This is a genomic window from Parasphingorhabdus sp. (assembly GCF_965233695.1).
In the GTDB taxonomy this organism is placed as follows: domain Bacteria; phylum Pseudomonadota; class Alphaproteobacteria; order Sphingomonadales; family Sphingomonadaceae; genus Parasphingorhabdus.
Genome location: NZ_OZ247497.1, coordinates 182815 through 201210 on the forward strand (window position 1 = coordinate 182815; position 18396 = coordinate 201210).

General features: G+C 56.0%; 13 protein-coding genes. 8 read left to right on the forward strand and 5 right to left on the reverse strand.

What is annotated here, in order from left to right:
* The first annotated feature begins 26 nt into the window (after window positions 1–26).
* The 4 genes from ACO6S1_RS00845 (at window position 27) to ACO6S1_RS00860 (ending at window position 7195) form a co-directional block, all read left to right on the forward strand.
* Window positions 27–1229, forward strand: coding sequence for a PQQ-dependent sugar dehydrogenase (locus ACO6S1_RS00845; protein ID WP_422344479.1), 1203 nt, complete (start codon window positions 27–29; stop codon window positions 1227–1229).
* Window positions 1230–1515: 286 nt separating this feature from the next.
* Window positions 1516–4647 (forward strand): efflux RND transporter permease subunit, encoded by a 3132-nt coding sequence (locus tag ACO6S1_RS00850; protein ID WP_422344480.1) that lies wholly within the window; start codon window positions 1516–1518, stop codon window positions 4645–4647.
* Window positions 4644–5798: an efflux RND transporter periplasmic adaptor subunit gene (locus ACO6S1_RS00855; RefSeq protein ID WP_422344481.1), complete on the forward strand. Its 1155-nt coding sequence runs from the start codon at window positions 4644–4646 to the stop codon at window positions 5796–5798. The genes ACO6S1_RS00850 and ACO6S1_RS00855 overlap by 4 nt, the downstream gene beginning before the upstream one ends.
* Before the next feature lie 5 nt (window positions 5799–5803).
* Complete coding sequence (locus ACO6S1_RS00860) at window positions 5804–7195, forward strand: efflux transporter outer membrane subunit (protein ID WP_422344482.1); 1392 nt, start codon at window positions 5804–5806, stop codon at window positions 7193–7195.
* Window positions 7196–7209: 14 nt separating this feature from the next.
* Here ACO6S1_RS00860 and ACO6S1_RS00865 read toward each other — a convergent pair whose 3' ends face one another.
* From ACO6S1_RS00865 to ACO6S1_RS00885, 5 genes are all read right to left on the reverse strand, one after another.
* Window positions 7210–8547, reverse strand: a complete 1338-nt coding sequence (locus ACO6S1_RS00865) for an aromatic ring-hydroxylating oxygenase subunit alpha (protein ID WP_422344483.1) — start codon at window positions 8545–8547, stop codon at window positions 7210–7212.
* 77 nt (window positions 8548–8624) lie between these two features.
* Window positions 8625–9149: a nuclear transport factor 2 family protein gene (locus ACO6S1_RS00870; protein ID WP_422344484.1), complete on the reverse strand. Its 525-nt coding sequence runs from the start codon at window positions 9147–9149 to the stop codon at window positions 8625–8627.
* Window positions 9150–9267: 118 nt separating this feature from the next.
* Entirely contained in the window at window positions 9268–10176 is a 909-nt protein-coding gene (nudC, locus tag ACO6S1_RS00875) for an NAD(+) diphosphatase (protein ID WP_422346263.1), read from the reverse strand.
* A 20-nt stretch (window positions 10177–10196) separates the two neighbouring features.
* Window positions 10197–11537, reverse strand: a complete 1341-nt coding sequence (locus tag ACO6S1_RS00880; protein ID WP_422344485.1) for a serine hydrolase domain-containing protein — start codon at window positions 11535–11537, stop codon at window positions 10197–10199.
* Window positions 11534–12649, reverse strand: a complete 1116-nt coding sequence (locus tag ACO6S1_RS00885; RefSeq protein ID WP_422344486.1) for an A/G-specific adenine glycosylase — start codon at window positions 12647–12649, stop codon at window positions 11534–11536. Before ACO6S1_RS00885 ends, ACO6S1_RS00880 begins: the two co-directional genes overlap by 4 nt.
* Window positions 12650–12676: 27 nt before the next feature.
* On the opposite strand from ACO6S1_RS00885, the gene ACO6S1_RS00890 reads away from it, so the two are divergent.
* The 4 genes from ACO6S1_RS00890 to smc all read left to right on the forward strand — a co-directional run bounded on the left by ACO6S1_RS00890 (window position 12677) and on the right by smc (window position 18327).
* Window positions 12677–13348, forward strand: coding sequence for a DUF721 domain-containing protein (locus ACO6S1_RS00890; RefSeq protein ID WP_422344487.1), 672 nt, complete (start codon window positions 12677–12679; stop codon window positions 13346–13348).
* A complete protein-coding gene (locus ACO6S1_RS00895) occupies window positions 13345–14040 on the forward strand; it encodes a DsbA family protein (RefSeq protein WP_422344488.1) in 696 nt (231 codons plus the stop codon). The genes ACO6S1_RS00890 and ACO6S1_RS00895 overlap by 4 nt, the downstream gene beginning before the upstream one ends.
* Window positions 14041–14074: 34 nt before the next feature.
* Complete coding sequence (locus tag ACO6S1_RS00900) at window positions 14075–14821, forward strand: DsbA family protein (protein WP_422344489.1); 747 nt, start codon at window positions 14075–14077, stop codon at window positions 14819–14821.
* Window positions 14822–14889: 68 nt separating this feature from the next.
* Window positions 14890–18327: a chromosome segregation protein SMC gene (gene smc, locus ACO6S1_RS00905; protein ID WP_422344490.1), complete on the forward strand. Its 3438-nt coding sequence runs from the start codon at window positions 14890–14892 to the stop codon at window positions 18325–18327.
* The last annotated feature ends 69 nt before the right edge of the window (window positions 18328–18396 follow it).

An 18396-nucleotide genomic window follows, 5' to 3' on the forward strand; every position in this document is an offset into this window, starting at 1 on the left:
TCGCCAAATCAATACGGGGGATCGACATGCGTTACTTTTCATTGGCTCTTGCACTGGCGGCTGCCAGCCTGGTGATGTCCTGCTCCAATCAGGGTGCGTCCTCCTCTGGTGACAAAACCAGTGTTGCGGTGGGCCGGGTGGACGCTGCGCCCGTCAATTATGAAATTCAGACGGTAGCGGACGGTCTGGATCACCCCTGGTCGCTCGCCTTTCTGCCCGACGGCGATATGCTGGTGACCGAACGCACCGGCAAGCTGAAACATGTTGATCAGAATGGCAAAGTCACTCTGGTCTTCGATTTCACCAGCGGAGATCCACATCCCAAGGTTCATTTCGGCGACGGCATGCAGGCCGGGCTGTTTGATGTTGTTCTGCATCCGCAGTTCGACACCAACGGACTGGTCTATATTTCCTATGCGGCAGAGATGGGCGAGGAAAACACATTGCTGTTGATGCAGTTCAAATATCAGAATGCCGCAGGACCGGAGTTGCTTGAGGGGAAGCAGATATTCGCGGCCTCGCCCACCCGTGTTCAGGGCAATCACTATGGTGCCCGTATCCAGTTTCTGCCGGATGGAACATTGCTCATGCCGATCGGCGACGCCTTCCATTTTCGCGAAAAAGCGCAAACGCTGGACACCCATTTTGGCAAGATCGTTCGCCTGAATGATGATGGATCGGTTCCGGCGGACAATCCCTTTGTCGATCAGGAAGGCGCCTTGCCGGAAATATGGAGCTACGGCCACCGCAATCCACAAGGCATTATTCTGGCATCCGATGGCCGCGTGTTTGCCCATGAACATGGCCCGGCGGGCGGCGATGAAATCAACGAGATAAAGGCCGGTCAAAATTATGGATGGCCAACCGTATCCTATGGACTGGACTATTCCGGCGGGCGGATTTCGCCGTTCGAGGCGCTAGACGGCACGCAGCAGTCGCTGGTGCACTTTACGCCTTCCATCGCACCATCCGGTTTTGCCCAATATGCAGGCGAGGCGTTTCCGGACTGGCAAGGCGATCTGTTTCTGTCTGCCCTGGTCCTCACCCATGTAAGGCATGTGGAAATGGAAGCCGACGGTTCCCTCGGGAAACAGGCAGAGCTGTTTGGCGAACTGGGCGCGCGGTTCCGTGATGTGCGGACAGGACCCGATGGATATCTTTATCTGCTTACCGAAGAAAAAGGCGGTGCGACCAGCAAAATTCTGCGGGTCGTACCAAAGGAAGGCTAGAAAAGGGGCGTAAATATGATGCTTTATCCGGGGTTTTTCGCAGTCATCCTCCACTAGAACACGCAGATTGAAGGATCGCATGCCAGCGCTCCCGGGCAGCGCAAAATCCAAAACTTGCCCGATGCCGTTAATCGAAATCACCACTGCCTTGGTCGAAATCAAATGAGCAAGTTTCGTTTGTTACGATAATCCGAAGGCAGATGTTGCCAGAGGGATATGGGCAACGGGAGGGTAGATGCATGCGGAAACAGAGGGATGACGTAGATATTTGTGCTGGTGGCCGGTCATGAACCTCACCAATATTGCACTGAAATATCCTGCTGCAATTGCGGCTGCTTTGGCGTTGATCGCGCTAATCGGTATCATCTCCGCTTTCAGCACACCCATTCAGCTATTCCCGAATATCGAACGACCAAGCCTAACGGTACAGGCAGGCTGGCGCGCGGCAAGCCCCAAGGAAATTGAATCCGAGATTACCATTCCGATTGAGGATGAATTGCGCGGACTTCCTGGCCTGACCAGCGTGCGTTCCTGGTCCAACAACGGCAATGTCTGGCTTAATCTGGAATTTGCGCTGGGCACGAATATGGACAAGGCCTTTGCCCAAGTCTCCAGCCGCGTTCAACGTGTCCGCAACTGGCCACTGGATGCCGATCGACCATCGGTTGGCGGTGCCAATGGTGATCAGGGTGAATCGCTCATCTATCTGTTTCTTCAGGCCCTGCCGGACAGCAACCTCGATGCTGAAGCCCTTGCCACCTTTGCCCGCGATACCATTACCCCGGAACTGGAGAGCATTGAAGGGGTGCAGGGCGTTTCCGTAGAGGCACCGACCGGCGAACGGATATTGCGTATCCAGTTCGATCCCTGGCGACTGGCCCAACTGAACCTCACTATAGAACAGCTTTCGGCCGCTGTCGGACGGTTTCAGGATATTGGCGGCGGCACTGTCGATGTCGGGCGGCGTGGCTATGCTTTGCGCTTTGAAGGCAATTTTTCGGCCGAACAGATTGGCGACCTGACCGTTGCACAGCGGGGCTCCACTGTGATCCGCATGCGCGATGTCGCCGATATTGATGTCGGTCCTGACAAGGCTTTTGGCGTGACCTATCAGAACGGCAACCCCGCGATTGGCATGCGGGTTGTCCGCCAGCCGGGCAGCAACACACTCGACGCCATTGATGGCGTGCTATCGACAATACAGACTTTCAACGAGAATGAGCTGCAGCGCATGGGCGCCCGGATCGAAAAGAGCTTTGATCCCTCCGTATTTATCAAACGCGCCCTTTCCTTCCTTAGCGGTAATCTGCTGCTGGGAACGTTGCTCGCCGTTGGTCTGCTCTGGCTTTTCGTACGCCGCTGGCGTGCGACGTTCATCATCGCGGCCACCGTGCCGGTCTGTCTATTGGCAACACTTGCGGTGATCGGCATGACCGGGCGGACGATCAACGTGATTTCTCTCGCTGGTTTGGCCTTCGCGACCGGCATGGTGCTCGACGCCGCCATTGTCGTAATGGAGAATTTCGTTCGCCTGCGCAATCACGGACGATCGCCGGGAGAAGCGGCTCTTGAAGCGGTATCACAGGTGTGGCCAGCCCTGTTTGCTTCGACCGCAACCACCGTCGCCATCTTCATTCCGATCATGTTTATCGAAGATGTCGAGGGCCAGCTATTTGCTGACCTTGCTCTGACGATCGCGATTTCCGTTGTTGCCAGTTTGATCGTTGCTGTCACGTTGCTACCCGCAGCAGCACGCCATTATGGCGAGCTTGACATGGAGGACAATGAACGCCGCTGGGACGGCTATGCTGACCGCATATTTGCTTTGATAGACAGCAAAAAGAAACGGAATATCTGGATTCCCTCGCTCATTCTCGCGCCGTTGATCATTTCCTATTTCCTGTGGCCTCAGACAGATTACCTGCCCGACGTGAAGCGTGATGCGGTAGATGCGTGGGTCGGATTGCCATCGGGCGCAACACTGGAATCAGCGCGCACCGAAATTGCCGAAGAAGTAGTGCAACGGCTTGATCCCTATCTGAAAGGCGAAAAACAGCCGGAGCTGCTCAACTATTATCTGTTCGTCAATCCGTGGGGTATCAACACCGGCATCAGGATCAAGGACCAGTCGCGGATCGACGAGATGACCGGCATTGTGAACAGCGAGATATTGGCGGGTTTCCCGGATGTGCAGGCCTTTGCCCAACAAGGCAGCCTGTTTGGAAACTTCGGCGGCAACGGATCGATTGAACTCTATCTGCAGTCCGAAAATGACGAACATCTGCGCGAGGCTGCTTTGGTCGCAACGGATTCCATTCAGGCGGCATTGCCTGGCGGGATGGTTCGGCCCAATCCCGATCCCAATGTCGTAGTGCCGGAACTCAGGCTGACGCCCAATGACCGCCGCATTGCTGAATTGGGTATGACCCGGGACCAGGTCGGACGCGCAGTTCGGGCTTTGGGTGACGGACTGTATCTGGGCGAATATGTCTCCGATGGAGAACGGATGCGGGTCATCATGCGCGGATCGGAGGCCTCGGATCCAGAAGCGATTGAAAGTGCGCCTCTGGTAACGCCAACGGCCGGTACGGTGCCGCTGGGCGAAGTGGCAACCTTGCTGCGCGGCGTTGGCCCGACACAGATAAGTCACGTGGACGGTCGCAAAACGGTGACACTCAATATCAGTCCGCCACCAGGAATGGCTTTGGGTGAAGCAGTGGAGATCATTCAGACGACGGCTGAGCCTGCCATCCGGGATGCGCTGCAATCCGGCGGTACATTGCGCTATGGCGGCGATGCCGATGCGCTGATCAAGGCAATAAAATCGCTCAGCACCAACTTCATACTGGCCGCCGCTTTGCTGTTTGTGATTATGGCCTCGGTGTTTCGGTCCGCCCGCGATGCCGCGCTGGTCATCATTGCGTTGCCGCTGGCAACTGTCGGTGGCGTGATAGCAATCCAGATATTGAATCTCTTCAAACCGACACCCCTCGATCTGCTGGGGATGATCGGTTTTGTCATCCTGCTTGGCATCGTGGTGAACAACGCGATTCTGCTGATGGCGCAGGCCCGCGACAGCGAGAGAGAGGGCATGAACCGTTCAGAAGCCGCCCGCACCGCACTGCGTTTGCGGTTGAGGCCCATATTGATGACGACCGGTACCTCGGTGATGGGCATGCTGCCGCTGGCCCTGGTTCCTGGACCCGGCAGTGCGATTTATCGCGGATTGGCCGTGATTATCGTTGGCGGTGTCATGGTGTCGACCATCTTCACATTGATATTGCTGCCAGCGCTCATCCAACTGGGTTCGGCGAAGAAGGACAAGCCAACCAAACCCGATCGCCCTGATAAACCCCAAAAAACCCCCGACGTTGAAGCGAATTTTGGCGGCGGACTAATGCCGGAGCCTGCCGAATGAGTTTTGCATTGCCTGATATGATCCGTACCAATCTTCGCTGGATAGTGATCGGTGGAACATTGCTTGTTATCGCTCTGGTTTATTTCCTGTTCTTCGCATCCAATGCAGCCGAAGGACAAGGCGGGCAAGGGCAAGGCGGACCGCCACCTGCCATTGTGACGCTGGCCAAGATCGAGAAACTAGCACTGACACCAAATTTCACTGCGCCGGGTGACATAGTCGCCAATCGCGATTCCGTCGTCGCTGCGGAAGTGGCCGGACGCATTCAATCCACTCTGAATATCGGAGCACGGGTGAGCCGCGGCACTGTGATCGCCGTGATTGATGATCAAACGGCACGATTGGCCCGTGACCAGGCACGCGCTGAGGTTGCCCGTCTGCAGTCGGATCTCACTTATCAAGACCGACTGGTTGGCAGGCTACAGCAATTGCTAAAAGAGGAGGCAGAATCCGAAGCGTCTCTGGACGAGGCCATTTCTACACGGGATCAAACCCGGGCACGCCTTGCTGCAGCAAGGGTTGCGCTGGAAACCGCGCAAGTCGATCTTGCCCGCACGCGGATCCGCGCGCCTTTTGCTGGCCAAATGGTCGAACGCCGGATTGAAGTGGGCGAATATGCGACACCAGGACGGGAAATTGGCCGGATCGTTGGGAGAGAAGGTTCAGAAGCCCGCGTCCGTGTCCCGATTGCTGTCGCCGGATCACTTTCAACCGGACAAGAGGTTACCATCCTTGCCAATGGAGAACAGCGATCTTCTCGTGTCCGCACGGTCATCGAGGCTGGTGACGAAGTCAGCCGTACGGTTGAAGTGCGCGCACCCATGGGAAGCCATAATCTCAAAATGGGCAGTGCTATCTCGATCACGGTTCCCACCGGCGTTGAACGCGATGTTCTGACAGCGCCGCGTGATGCTTTGGTACTGCGTGACAGTGGTATTTTCGTCTATGTGGTCAATCCAAAGGACAAAACAGCGAAACGCGTAGATGTTCAGGTTGGTGAGCCCGCCGGCGACCGTGTTGCCATTTCCGGCCAGATAGCAGCCGGTGACATGATCGTCGTCCGCGGCGGAGAGCGACTGCGTGATGGCCAGAACGTCACTTGGGACGAGGGCAAGAAACCAGATGCCGAACCGCAGCAGTCTGCAGGGTGATCGGTATGAACTTGCGTGTTTTTCCGTTTATTTGTCTGGTTGCCCTGTCTGCATGCGCGATCCGCGGCGGTCCAGATCTTGATCTTGCGACGGTTCCTACCGCTCCGGACGGTTGGGCATCGCGTCCCGATTTACCGTTGAACATCGCCGATGATGGGCAGCCCGATGCCATAGCAAATGGTTGGTTGAAAGAATTTGACGACGAAGATTTGCGTGATGCGGTGAAAGAAGCATTCGCGAATAATCGCAATTTACAGTCTGTGCTGGCGCAGCTGCGCGCATCCCGTGCCGCCATGCGTGTGGCCCGATCCGATCTCTTCCCCACCATCAATCTATCCGGCACCGCCACCGATGCCGAAAACGCCGCAACTGTCTATGATGGGTCTTTGGAGGCGAGCTGGGAAGTCGATATCTGGGGCCGCAATCTTGCTCTTGCCCGGGCAGGCAATGCCGAGGCCAGAGTTGCCGCTGCAGAATATGCCGCTGCGCGTCAGGCGCTGGCCGCTGCGGTAGCCCAAGCCTGGTATGATCGCAGCGCCGCGCGCATTTCTCTCGATCTGGCGACTAGCGATCTGGAACGGCGCAAGGATACTTTACGGATCACCGATGCCCGTTTTCGTGCTGGCCTGGCGTCACGATTGGATGTTCGGTTGGCACAGGTTGCCGTTTCCAACAGCGAAGACCGTCTGGAAACGGCGCTACGCAGTTCAACAAACGCGGCGCGTGCGCTGGAGGTTTTGACGGGGCGCTATCCATCTGGCAACGCAGCGGGCGCCAGCGACCTTGTCATGCCTGGACCGCTGCCGAGTATTACGGCACCGGTGTCGGTTCTAGCCGGCAGGCCCGATTTGATTGCAGCCGAGGCACGCGTCGACGCAGCCGGTCTGCGTGCAGTTGATGCCCGACATGCCATGTTTCCGCAACTCACCTTGCGCTTCGACGCCACGACCAGAAGCGGTAATTTCGGAGACCTGTTTGATCCCGGTACTTATATCAACGCCATCTCGGCTGGCCTTTTGCAGCCGCTATTCAGAGGCGGTGCATTGCTCGCTGAAGCCGATCGACAGGGGGAACTCGCAAAATCAGCATTGTTCGACTATGCGCAATCGACTTTGACGGCCTTTCAGGAAGTAGAGGATCGCCTCGATGCCGAAGCTACTCTCGAAAGACAGGTCTCTTCAACGACGACAGCCGCTGAAGAAGCCCGTGCTGCCGTCAACCTGACCCGCAGTCGCTACATCAATGGCCGCTCCACTATTTTTGACCTGATCAATGCGCAAACCACCGCAATTGCGTCTGAAACACGGGCGATTGAAACCCGCCGCGCGCAGATAGAAAACCGGATCAACCTCCATCTCGCGCTGGGTGATGAACCCCTGCCCGCAGGCGAATTATGACCTTCTCGGCGCCGTTACCGCGCTAACCAGTCTTCGAGCGTTTCATGGAAATAGCGCATCCGGCTCTCTTGGCCGGCGAGATAGTCGCGCTTGTAGCCGCGTGAATGCAAACCGCGCTGTTGCAGTGGCCAAATTGCGAGATCTTCGTCAATCGCTGGGCCCGCAGAAACCTCACCCGCCTTGCCTTGCACATGTTCCGCGGGTGTATCGATCGAGACAAATTCCCGCATTATCAGGGAATAATATTCCGTGGCATCCTTTGGAAAAAGCGTCATGAACCACATGTCAAAATAACATTTTTCCGGATCGGTTTCATGGGGCCGCGCACGCAGCCAGATATTGCCATCTGGTTTGAGACTGAAAGACAGATTGGGGAAGATTGTATAGTGCCAGTTATCGGTCAGTTGATCGTCATGATAGGTGGAAAAATCATATCCTTTCTCTTCACCTAACTTGCGTTTCTGCCGTTGCAGATCCGCACGGAGATTACGGATTTTTCCGCCGCGATAATCGTCCGGGTCAAGCTCCCATCGTTTTAGCTCTTCGGCCATGATCTCTAGCGTCTGTTTCTCGCCGCCCTTTATCACGCGGGCTGGTCCAGCTCCGGGCATGAACATCCGGCAATGGCCTTCGGGGTAATGGTCAAACTGACAATGCTGATGGCTATATTCGAGCACATATACCGAGCCGGGATGAACGAACGGGACATGATAGGATTCACTGAAATTGTCTTGAACCAATTTCCAATTAAAATCGCCTTCGATTGTGACCCAATGGGTACGCGTCATCTTTTCCATCGGATAGCTATCGATCTGATCAGCAATGGGTCCGAGATAGCTTTTTAACGAACCGCACTTCTCATCCATATTATACCAGACAAAACCCGCCCATTCCTCGCATGGTATCTCCACCAAATTAAGCTTACCACATGGACTGCCCTGCGGATAATCAGCTTCATCGGGCACGAATTTCAATGTACCTGCCAGATCATAGGCCCAGCCATGATAGGGGCACGTCAAGCGCCGTGTATTTCCCGAAGCCTGCTCCATAAGTTGCATACCGCGGTGCTGACATACATTGTAAAAGGCGCGAATTTTATCGTCTTCGCCGCGGGTACACAGGATTTTCTCTGGGCCAAGCGATGTTGTGATATAATCACCCTTTTTGACAAGCTCTCGCGACAATCCAGCAATCTGCCAGGTGCGTGTCCAGATCTTGTCCCACTCCCGATCCATATAGTCTTTTGAAAAATAGCGCTCAGGGGTGATCGGGGTGCCGCGCAGCTCCGGCTCGGGTTGTTTTGAAATATCTGCAAGCTGCCGTTGCAACTCGCGCGGGTCGTGATCAGCCATGGGAATTTCTCCTTTGTTCACCGAACCAATGTCGTGACAATATCAAATCTGACCCTGGCTGTAGACTGCCGTTAAGGTTAGTCAGTCACTCGTCCACAACCTGCAAGATGAGCATAGGAGGCGTCATTCAGGCCGCGTTTTCCAAAAGTCTGCAGACCAGTTCCCTCACGGTCGAAATTGTCCGTCAATGGCGTGCTGCTGTTCCAGTCATAGACCGCCTGTCGATGGGAAATTTTCCACTTGCCATCCCGGCGCTCAAAACGGTCCAGATATCGCCCCGCCGCGATCATAAAAACATCGCCATCCGGCCCTGCCAAAGCATGATGCGCCACAAAATAGCTTTCGCCCGCTGCATAGTCGCCATCTACCTCGATCAAGACCTGCCCGATCAGGTGCTGCGTTCGTTTCATCGTTTTCAATAGCGGGATGACCCAGTCGATAAACTCGCTTGCCGTTCCCTTGAAGATTCCATGATCATCGGTTGCATCAGGATGAAACAAATCAGCCAGCATATCGGCATCACAGCGGTCAATCGCCCGCGCTACCCGGCTTACCAGTTCGGTGCATTCCAGCTTGTCGGCTGTGATGGCTAGACGGTCCATAACTGTTCCCCTTACCTCATAACCGCGGCTTTATGGGTGTTATGATAGCAGGAAGGCCACTAGCGAATTGAGCGGGAATACAAAGCCAAGCCATTCAGCGCCTCAACCGAGCTGGATCTCAGGCTTCCTGTTCTTCAACCCAGTTTTTAAGCAGATTATAGGCAATCGCAAATGGCGGCGGCGCGATAAAAGGCGCATCAGGATCGCCATTCATGGCGGCCTTGACTTCATCGAGCGAAAACCACTGGGCTTCCTCAATTTCTTCCTCGTCCAGCGTCAATGTCGGGTCGTCCGTTACACTGGTACAAGCCATCATCAGCGACGATGGAAACGGCCACGGCTGGCTGGCAATATAACGGACGTTGCGAACCTTGATTCCTGCTTCTTCCCACAATTCGCGCGCAACACCGCCTTCGATGCTTTCGCCTGGTTCGATAAAACCGGCTAGCGCCGAAAAGCGTTTGGGCGGGAATCGCGGTTGCCGGCCCAGCAGTATCTTACCTTCGCATTCCGCCAGCATGATCGCGACCGGATCAGTGCGCGGAAAATGTTCAGCACCACAGCCTTGCTTTTCCTTATCGCATTGCCGGGCCCAGCCCCCTTTGCGCGAATCCGTCGGCTGACCGCAATTGGCACAAAACCGATGCCGCGCATGCCAGTCGACCAGACTACGCGCGGTCGCATAAATCGCGGCCTGTTCGGGTGGCAGGACACCGAGTGATTGCCATAGCCGCGGGTCGGCGGTGGGCATGGCGCTACCAGCACCGTTCAACTCGGCAAAGCACGGGGTGTCCCCATCCATGCCCAGCAACAACAAGTCATTGTCTGGCGATGCATCGTAAAGCGGACCCCAGGCGAGATCCCCCATTGCGTCAAAAACCGGACTCAGCCCGTCAAGCTTTAACAATCTTGCATTGGGCCGCATCATCGCTTCTTTCAGCCGCTCGGGATTGACCCGGACCTGATCGGCGCGATCCATGGTTCCGCCAGCGAAGGTTGGAATAATCGCGCTCAGGTCGGTCGTCATGATCGGACTGATAGTGTCACTCACGGGCTAGTTTTTCCTTCACCCGCTGACATTTGCTTCATCAAGTCTGCATAGACATATTTCGGGAAGTCCGACTGGAACGGATAGGTGTTGGAAGGCATATATTGCGTATAGCCACCAGCGCGGAACCCATTAAGGGTATCGACAAATGCCGCCGTACCAGCAGCACCACCCCAACCAAAGGTTCCAGCCGGACTTTCCGTAGTACCAAGACCCGCACGGCCGCCAGCGCCAAAGCCTTGCTTGGCAACCCATGTACCTTTCATGTCCGCGCCTTCTGGAAGCAGGTTCGACATACCAATTTTGGCCGTTTCAGGCTGCATGATTGCGGTTCCTCGATAGGTTCCGAAACCAAGCAACATGGTGAGAAACTTGTCATAGTCCGCTGCAGAACCAACCAGACCAGCACCGCCAAAGGCAAAGGCAGGCTTGTCGAGATAAATGCTGTTGGCAGCTGGATCGATCGGAATCAGGGTACCGCTAAAGGGGGCATAGTTATCGGTAAAGTCCGCTACCCGGTCGGCGGGAAGCTGGAAGAACGTGTCTTTCATGCCCAATGGATCAAACATCCGTTTCTGCAAAAACTCTTCCAGCGGCATACCTGAGGCTACTTGAACAACGTAACCGAGAAGGTCGATGCTGACGGAGTAGCTCCATTTCGAACCGGGCTCATAAACGAGCGGCAGGGAAGCGAGATTTTTCGAGAAGGTCTCAATATCCGGCGTTGGCGGTCCGGGCTCGGTGCCAGGAAGAGGCATCCGACTGACCACACCGGGGGTGATACCCTCGGCTATATAGGCTTTCTGGATCGGACCTTTACTGATGATGGAATAGCCAAGACCAGCAGTATGGGTCAGCAAATGGCGGATGGTAATTTGCGTCCGTGCTGGCACCGTCTCGTCCAGCGAACCTTCCGGGTTTTGCAGCACGCGCATATCTGCAAATTCAGGCAGAATGTCGGCCAGCGGCTGGTCGAGCTTCAGCTGGCCGTCTTCGATCAACATCATGATCGCCATGCCGGTTACGGGCTTTGTTTGCGAATAGAGCCGCCAAAGGGTATTCATATCAACCGGCTTGTCGCCGCCGAGCTTATGGGTACCGGCGGCGATCATCATAGGATCGTCCTGTCCCATACCGATAGCGGCCAACATACCGGCCACTTTCTTCTCAGCGACATAGTCATTGATAATCTTGGTCAGGCCCGGAAACGGAGATGCAGGCCGCGCCAGTGATCTTGCAAAGGCAGCGGTCGGAGCGCCAGCCAGAAAAGCGCTGGCACCAATTGCACCCAGAACCGAACGCCGGCTAAAGGAAGAAATAGCTTTTTTGTCTGTCGTCATATGAGATCCTTCATTTTTTGTTTCACAACCCAGCGTACTACTTTGGCATATAGGGTCGGCAAACCTGCATCCTCAATCCCGGCAATCGGCCACCAGAGCGCGTCATCCAGCTTCGTTTTATTATTATCACGCTTGTTAATAACGATTTTTTCGCTTTGATAAACCGCCAAATCAACCTCAAGCGAAAAATGCGTGAAGCTATGCTGAACAATATTTTCATGAATTCGCCACTTGCCGTCGAGCGGCGATTGGCCATGACCGTCCGTGCCTGCGGCCCAATTGTCATCCGGCAACGCACGCATAGAGCCCAGCATTCCTTTTGCTGGGCGAGTCACCAGCAATAGTTTCTCGTCCTGCTCAATCCAGAAAAACCGCGCCCTGCGTAGTGGTTTGATCTTTTTGGGCGGTTTAACAGGATAGCGCTCCTGATCGCCCCTGACATAGGCCGCACAATGGCCTTGGACCGGGCAAATCTCACATTTCGGCGCCTTGGCACTGCAAATGCCGGCGCCAATGTCCATACAGGCTTGAGCAAAATCGCCAGCGCCATGCTGCGGCGTCAGCGCGCCCATACCGACGCGAATATCGGCTTTTCCTGTCGGAAACGGGGTGTCGATCGTAAAAATTCGGGCCACGAGCCGCTCGATATTGGCGTCAACCACGACGGCACGCTGGCCAAAGGCAATCGCAGCTATGGCCGCTGCCGTATAAGCGCCGACACCGGGTAGTTTAAGCAATTCGGACTCTTCAGAAGGGAATATCCCGCGGAGTTCATCGGTTACATAGCGTGCGCACCTGTGCAGGTTCCGCGCCCGGGCATAATAGCCGAGACCGGCCCATGCAGCGAGGACATCCGCCTCATCTGCCGCCGCCAAATCGGCAACAGTGGGCCAGCGTTGGGTGAACTTCTGAAAATAGGCGATTACCGCTGCAACAGTGGTCTGCTGTAGCATCACTTCCGACATCCAGACATGATAGGGATCAGGCAATTTACCCCCGGCCGACAGCTTGGGCGGCATGCGCCACGGCAGATTTCGCGCGTTATCCACATAATGTGCACTGATTTTGGCGGTGATTTTCTGCGCTTCACCGGTTATTCTGTCGACGCCCATGGGCCGCCTATGCCATGATGCATCGCTATGGCGAAGGAAAATAGTCCAGACAGCGAAAAGTCAAAGCGCAAAAGCGCCAGGCGGCCCGCTGTCGGACGGAAATTTGGTAAATATCAGCGCCCGCGCGGCGGTGAAGCGCGTAGCATCTCCGATCTGATGCCCGAAATTGGCCGGGCCGCCTTTCGCCGTTATGGTTTCATTCAAAGTTCGGTCGTTAGCCGCTGGCCGGAAATTGTCGGAGAGCGCTATGCCGACGTCTCCCTGCCCGAATCAATCCGCTTTCCACGAGGCGAAAAAGAAGGCGGCACACTTCATTTGCTGGTTTCGGGGGCGCATTCGACCCTGATGCAACATATTACACCCGAGATTATCGAACGGGTGAACCGATTTTTCGGCTATGGCGCTATCAGTCAGGTACGATTCAGGCAAGGGCCAGTAAATCCTGCCAAAGACCCTGAAAAGCCTAGAGAAAAACGGGTCGCGCCGCCGCTGTCGTTGAAGCCTGCACCGATTGAATTAGGCGACAGCCTGCGCGACATTGGTGACCCGGAACTGAACAGGGTACTTGAATCACTGGCAACAGCTATTGCCAAGTCGGATGGCGCTCCGCAAATAGAGGAACCAAAGCCGATCACAATCGTCGGCAAGATCGGCGGAGGCCAAAAGCGGAAGCCGAGCAAGACAGAGGACGACACATGAAGTTTGGAAGCGCGTATCTTGCTTCAGTAGCATTGGGAGCAGCGATCGTGATCGCAGCACCGGCTAGAGCTCAAGAAACGGATTGGACTCAGCGCATTACCATGTCCGACAAGGGCGGTCATGTGATGGGCAATCCGTTAGCCAAGCACCGACTGGCTGAATATATGAGCTATACTTGCAACCATTGTGCAAATTTCGAAGCGGAATCGCACGATCCGCTAAAAACACACTTCATCCAAAAAGGACACATCAGCTTTGAAGTGCGCAATCTGATACTCAATCCCATTGATCTTACCGCAGCGATGCTGGCGCGCTGCGGCGGACGTACCAAATTTTTTGGCAATCATCGGGCGCTGTTAACCTCTCAGGCAAGCTGGATGCAGACCTTCCAGTCCTCCTCTCCCGAGGTAATGCAATCATTGAACGAGGGCACAATTCCCGAGCGGTTGAAGAAAATCGCTAAAGCTGCCGACTTTTATGGGCTAATGAAGAAACGCGGTTATTCTGCGGCACAGGTCGATATGTGCCTGGCAGACCAATCAGCGCAGGATAAAATTCTTGAGATGACGAAATACGCCACAGGCAAATTGAAACTAACCGGCACCCCCAGTTTTACGCTGAATAACAAACCGATCGACAAAGTTCACAATTGGGCTCGGCTGCGTCCTGCCCTGTCGGCATTGTCGGAATAATATGAAAACTACTTGAAATAACAGGAAGCTATCTATGTCTAAATCACTCTATTTCGCACCAATCGCTCTGGCACTGGCGCTAACCGGCTGTGGCGGCGCGGCTGAAACGGCCGAAGGCGGTGCAACGTCAGGGGAAGCGCTTGAAACTGTAGCGGCTCCTGAAGGCCAGAAATGGTCCACCACGGTCGCTCAGACCGAAGCTGGTGGCTTTGTTATGGGTAACCCAGACGCGCCGATCAAGCTGGTCGAGTATATGTCGATTACCTGCGGGGTTTGCGCCTCTTTCGGAGAGGAAGCATTTACCAGTATCCGCGACGATTATGTTGAATCTGGCCGGGTAAGTTTTGAGATCCGGAATTTTGTCCGCGATCCACTGGATCTGACCGCAGCGATATTGTCTCGTTGTGGTGGCGAGGGACCCTATTTCGCGCTCACCAAACAGGCCTTGAGCAATCAGGGCCCGATGTTCGAAAAAGCACAAGGCATGGGTGAAGCAACCTATAATGCAATCTTGCAATCAGAGCCTAATGAGCGGTTCGTCAAACTGGCTGAACAGCTTGACCTGATAAGCTATTTTCAACAGCTCGGTGTTTCAGAAGATCAGGCAAAAGCCTGTCTGAGCGAAGAGGCAACGGCTGAAAAACTCATGGCCGACACACAGGCGGCTGTGAAAGACTTCGACGTTCAAGGGACACCGACTTTTCTAATCAACGGTCAGAAAATCGAAGGCACGAGCTGGAATATGGTGGAAACCAAATTGAAAGAAGCAGGCGCCCGGTAAGCACCTGTTATCGCTTGGGGGAAGCGGGTAATGCGAGTGATGGATAACAGCCAAGCGGGCCAACCGGCGTGCAAATAAAGAAGCTCAAACTTTCGGGCTTCAAGAGCTTTGTCGATCCCACCGAGCTGCGCATTGAAAAAGGGCTGACCGGCGTGGTCGGCCCCAATGGTTGTGGAAAGTCCAACCTTCTTGAAGCCATTCGCTGGGTCATGGGTGAAAACTCTGCCAAATCCATGCGCGGAGGCGGTATGGAAGATGTGATCTTTGCCGGTACCGACCAACGCCCGCAGAGGCAATTTGCCGAAGTTGCGTTGCATGCTGAGCGTGAGACGAATGATGTGTCCTCGCTTCACGTCGGTGACAATGACAGCGAGCTGGAGATTGTCCGGCGCATTGAGCGCGGGGCCGGCAGTGCTTATCGCGCCAATGGCACCGACGTCCGGGCCAAGGATGTTGCGCTGATATTTGCCGATGCCGCCACCGGTGCGCACAGTCCGGCGCTGGTCAGTCAGGGTAAGATCAGCAATGTAATCTCGTCCAAACCGACCGACCGACGGGAAATGCTTGAAGAAGCAGCGGGTATTTCCGGGCTGCATGTTCGCCGCAAAGATGCCGAACAGAAATTGCGGGCGGCGGAGAAAAACCTCGCGCGGCTCGACGATATTCTAGGCGATATGGAACAGCGCGCCCAAGCCTTGCGCCGACAAGCCAAGCAGGCCGAACGCTACAGGAAACTGAGCGGCCAGATCACGACGGTCGAAGCGCGCTTGATCTTCGCCCGCTGGAAAGAAGCGGCAGCGGCCGCCGACGCTGCGAAAGCCGAAGCGGAAGCGGCAGAAGCCAGGGTCAACGCTGCCCAGAACGCCCAACAATCGGCAGTGAAAGCGCAAAATGAAAGCGCGAAGACGCTTGGCATATTGCGCGCAGACCTCACCAGAGCGCGCGAGGAAGCCAGTGAGTCCAGTCATCGGCTTCTCTCCTTGACCAATGAACGCGATAACCTGAAATCCCGTCTGCTCGACCTCCAGTCACAGGCCCAGCGCATCCACGATGACAACGCGCGCGAGGATCAATTGACCCGCGATGCGATGGAAGCTCTGTCGCGGCTCGAACAGGATGACAAACGCCTGACAACCGAGCTTGCAGCACTCGAAGCAGAGCGCCCGGACCTGGAAAAACAAGCGGAAAAAGCGGAACGCGCCGCAAGTGACAGTGAAGTGGAACTCGCCAAAGCCGTGGCCGAAGAAGCGCGGATTCAAGCGGAGATCAAGGTAGCCAATGCCGCCTTGGAAGCCGCCGAAACCCGTCACAATCGTTTGACCGTCGAACTGGAACGGCTGGCTCAGGAACGCGCCGAAATGGGCGATGAGGCCGAACTGAAAGCGGCTTCTGCCGCAGCGGTTGCGGCGCGGGAAGCGGCCCAGAAACAGGCTGATACCAGCGGATCGCAAATCGCGGCGCTGGAGGCAGAGCGGCTGGCCGCTAGCGAAGCCCGTGATGCGGCTGAGTCTGCGCTGGCCTCCGCGAAGGCGGAACTGGCGGGGCTCACATCCGAACACAGCGCGTTAGAGCGCGAACTTTCCAAAGGCGAGAGCGATCACAAGGCCATCGACCAGGTGAGGGCTGCGCCCGGATATGAGCGGGCTTTGGCGGCGGCATTGGGTGATGATTTGCTGGCTTCGATCGGCGAAGAAGGCGACCGTTTTTGGGGTGGAGGCAGCGCCCCTGCGGCCGGCAAAGCTCCAGCCGGAACCGAAGCCTTGCTCGATCATGTCGACGCGCCAGAACAGTTGCACAGCCGCCTGTCGCAAATTTTTGTTGCCGACAGCGATGCCAACCAGTCACTCACGGTTGGCCAAAGGCTGGTTACCAAATCGGGGGCCTTGCGCCGTTGGGACGGTTTTGTCGCTCGTGATGATGGCAATGCCAGCGCCGAAAGACTTGTGCGGGCCAATCGCCTGACCGAATTAACCGGCTTGCTTGGGCCAGCCGAAGCGAAAGTCGCCGCGGCGGAAACCGCCTTACACAGCCAGCAGGAAGCCATTGCGATCGCCGAACAACAGCTTGTCGAAGCGCGAACAGCGCGGCGAGAGGCAGAGGATTTGCTGCGGCAAGCGCTGCGGGAAGCAGATCAAGCAGAAGAAGCGCTAGGCTGGCTGCAAAAGAGAACGGCTAGCCTGTCCGAGCGGGAAGCGGCCCTTAAAGAAGAAGCGGCCACCGCGCATGCCGAATTGGCAGCGGCCCAGAAAGAACGCACAAGCCAACCCGATGGCGCTGCACAAGAAAGCGCGCGTGCTGCTCTGCAGGATCAGCGCGACGCGGCCCGGCAGCACGTCATGTCTTCACACGCCGCTCTGTCCGCACTCGATCAGAAGCTGGCACAGGTGAAAGAGCAAAAAGCCGTGGCATGCGCGCAGATAAAATCCTGGCAGGATCGCTCCAGCGAGGCCGCCACACGCATGGCAGAGATGAGCAAGCGCGGCGCGGCGATTGAGACCGAGGTTGAAAAGCTCGCTGATCGCCCGCGCGTGATTGAAGTCGAAGTGACCAAGCTGCAGGAGCAGCAGGATGCCTTGAACGCCGTGGTCGCTGAAAAAGACGCCGCACAGCAGACGGCTGAACTGGCGCAGCGCGATCATGAAGACCGGTTAAACGCCACGAGCGAGGCGCTCAGTCAGGCACGCGAGGAACGGGCCGGAGCGAAAGCGCGAGCAGAAAATCAGGACTTGCGCCGTGTCGAGATGGGCCGGATTTCGGGTGAGAAATTTGAATGTCCGCCGCAATTGCTAGCAGAGAAATGTGGGTTTGATGAAGAGACGGTTGGTGAAGCCGGACTGGAATCAGCGGAACTCGAACGGCTGACGCTGAGCCGGGAGCGGATCGGGCCGGTTAATCTGGTAGCGGCCGATGAGTTGGAGGAATTGGAGACAGAGTGGGAAAAATCCACAAAGGAAAGCAATGAGTTAAATGAGGCGATCAACCAGCTGCGCGGCTCCATCGGCAGTCTCAACCGCGAAGGCCGACAACGGCTGCTCGCGGCGTTTCAAGAGGTGGATCAGCATTTCCAGCGGCTGTTCACAACCCTGTTTGACGGCGGCAAGGCGCATCTCGCGCTGGTTGACAGCGATGATCCGCTGGAAGCCGGTCTGGAAATCATGGCACAGCCACCGGGCAAGAAGCTGACATCTCTCACTCTTTTGTCAGGCGGTGAGCAGGCACTGACCGCGGTCGCGCTGATCTTTGGCCTGTTCCTGACCAATCCCGCTCCGATCTGTGTGCTCGACGAGGTTGATGCGCCACTGGATGATGCGAATATCGAGCGCTTCTGTGACCTGCTCGACAAGATGGTCGCGGAAACCAACACCCGTTATCTGATCGTGACCCATAATGCGGTGACGATGAGCCGGATGCATCGGTTATTCGGCGTAACCATGATTGAACGCGGCATTTCGCAGCTGGTGTCTGTGGATCTGGATGCGGCGGAAGAGTTACTGGCGGCGGAGTGAGCGTGAAGCAGAGTCTGCTTTGGGCGCAAAAGCGGACGCTAGGAATTCGCTAGATCGAGGCAATGGATC

Coding starts and splice junctions, on each gene's coding strand:
- ACO6S1_RS00890 (WP_422344487.1), top strand. CDS start 12,677: ATGGCGAAGGAAAATAGTCCAGACAGCGAAAAGTCAAAGCGCAAAAGC.
- ACO6S1_RS00860 (WP_422344482.1), top strand. CDS start 5,804: ATGAACTTGCGTGTTTTTCCGTTTATTTGTCTGGTTGCCCTGTCTGCA.
- ACO6S1_RS00895 (WP_422344488.1), top strand. CDS start 13,345: ATGAAGTTTGGAAGCGCGTATCTTGCTTCAGTAGCATTGGGAGCAGCG.
- ACO6S1_RS00850 (WP_422344480.1), top strand. CDS start 1,516: ATGAACCTCACCAATATTGCACTGAAATATCCTGCTGCAATTGCGGCT.
- ACO6S1_RS00855 (WP_422344481.1), top strand. CDS start 4,644: ATGAGTTTTGCATTGCCTGATATGATCCGTACCAATCTTCGCTGGATA.
- ACO6S1_RS00845 (WP_422344479.1), top strand. CDS start 27: ATGCGTTACTTTTCATTGGCTCTTGCACTGGCGGCTGCCAGCCTGGTG.
- ACO6S1_RS00865 (WP_422344483.1), bottom strand. CDS start 8,547: ATGGCTGATCACGACCCGCGCGAGTTGCAACGGCAGCTTGCAGATATT.
- ACO6S1_RS00900 (WP_422344489.1), top strand. CDS start 14,075: ATGTCTAAATCACTCTATTTCGCACCAATCGCTCTGGCACTGGCGCTA.
- ACO6S1_RS00885 (WP_422344486.1), bottom strand. CDS start 12,649: ATGGGCGTCGACAGAATAACCGGTGAAGCGCAGAAAATCACCGCCAAA.
- nudC (WP_422346263.1), bottom strand. CDS start 10,176: ATGACGACCGACCTGAGCGCGATTATTCCAACCTTCGCTGGCGGAACC.
- ACO6S1_RS00870 (WP_422344484.1), bottom strand. CDS start 9,149: ATGGACCGTCTAGCCATCACAGCCGACAAGCTGGAATGCACCGAACTG.
- ACO6S1_RS00880 (WP_422344485.1), bottom strand. CDS start 11,537: ATGACGACAGACAAAAAAGCTATTTCTTCCTTTAGCCGGCGTTCGGTT.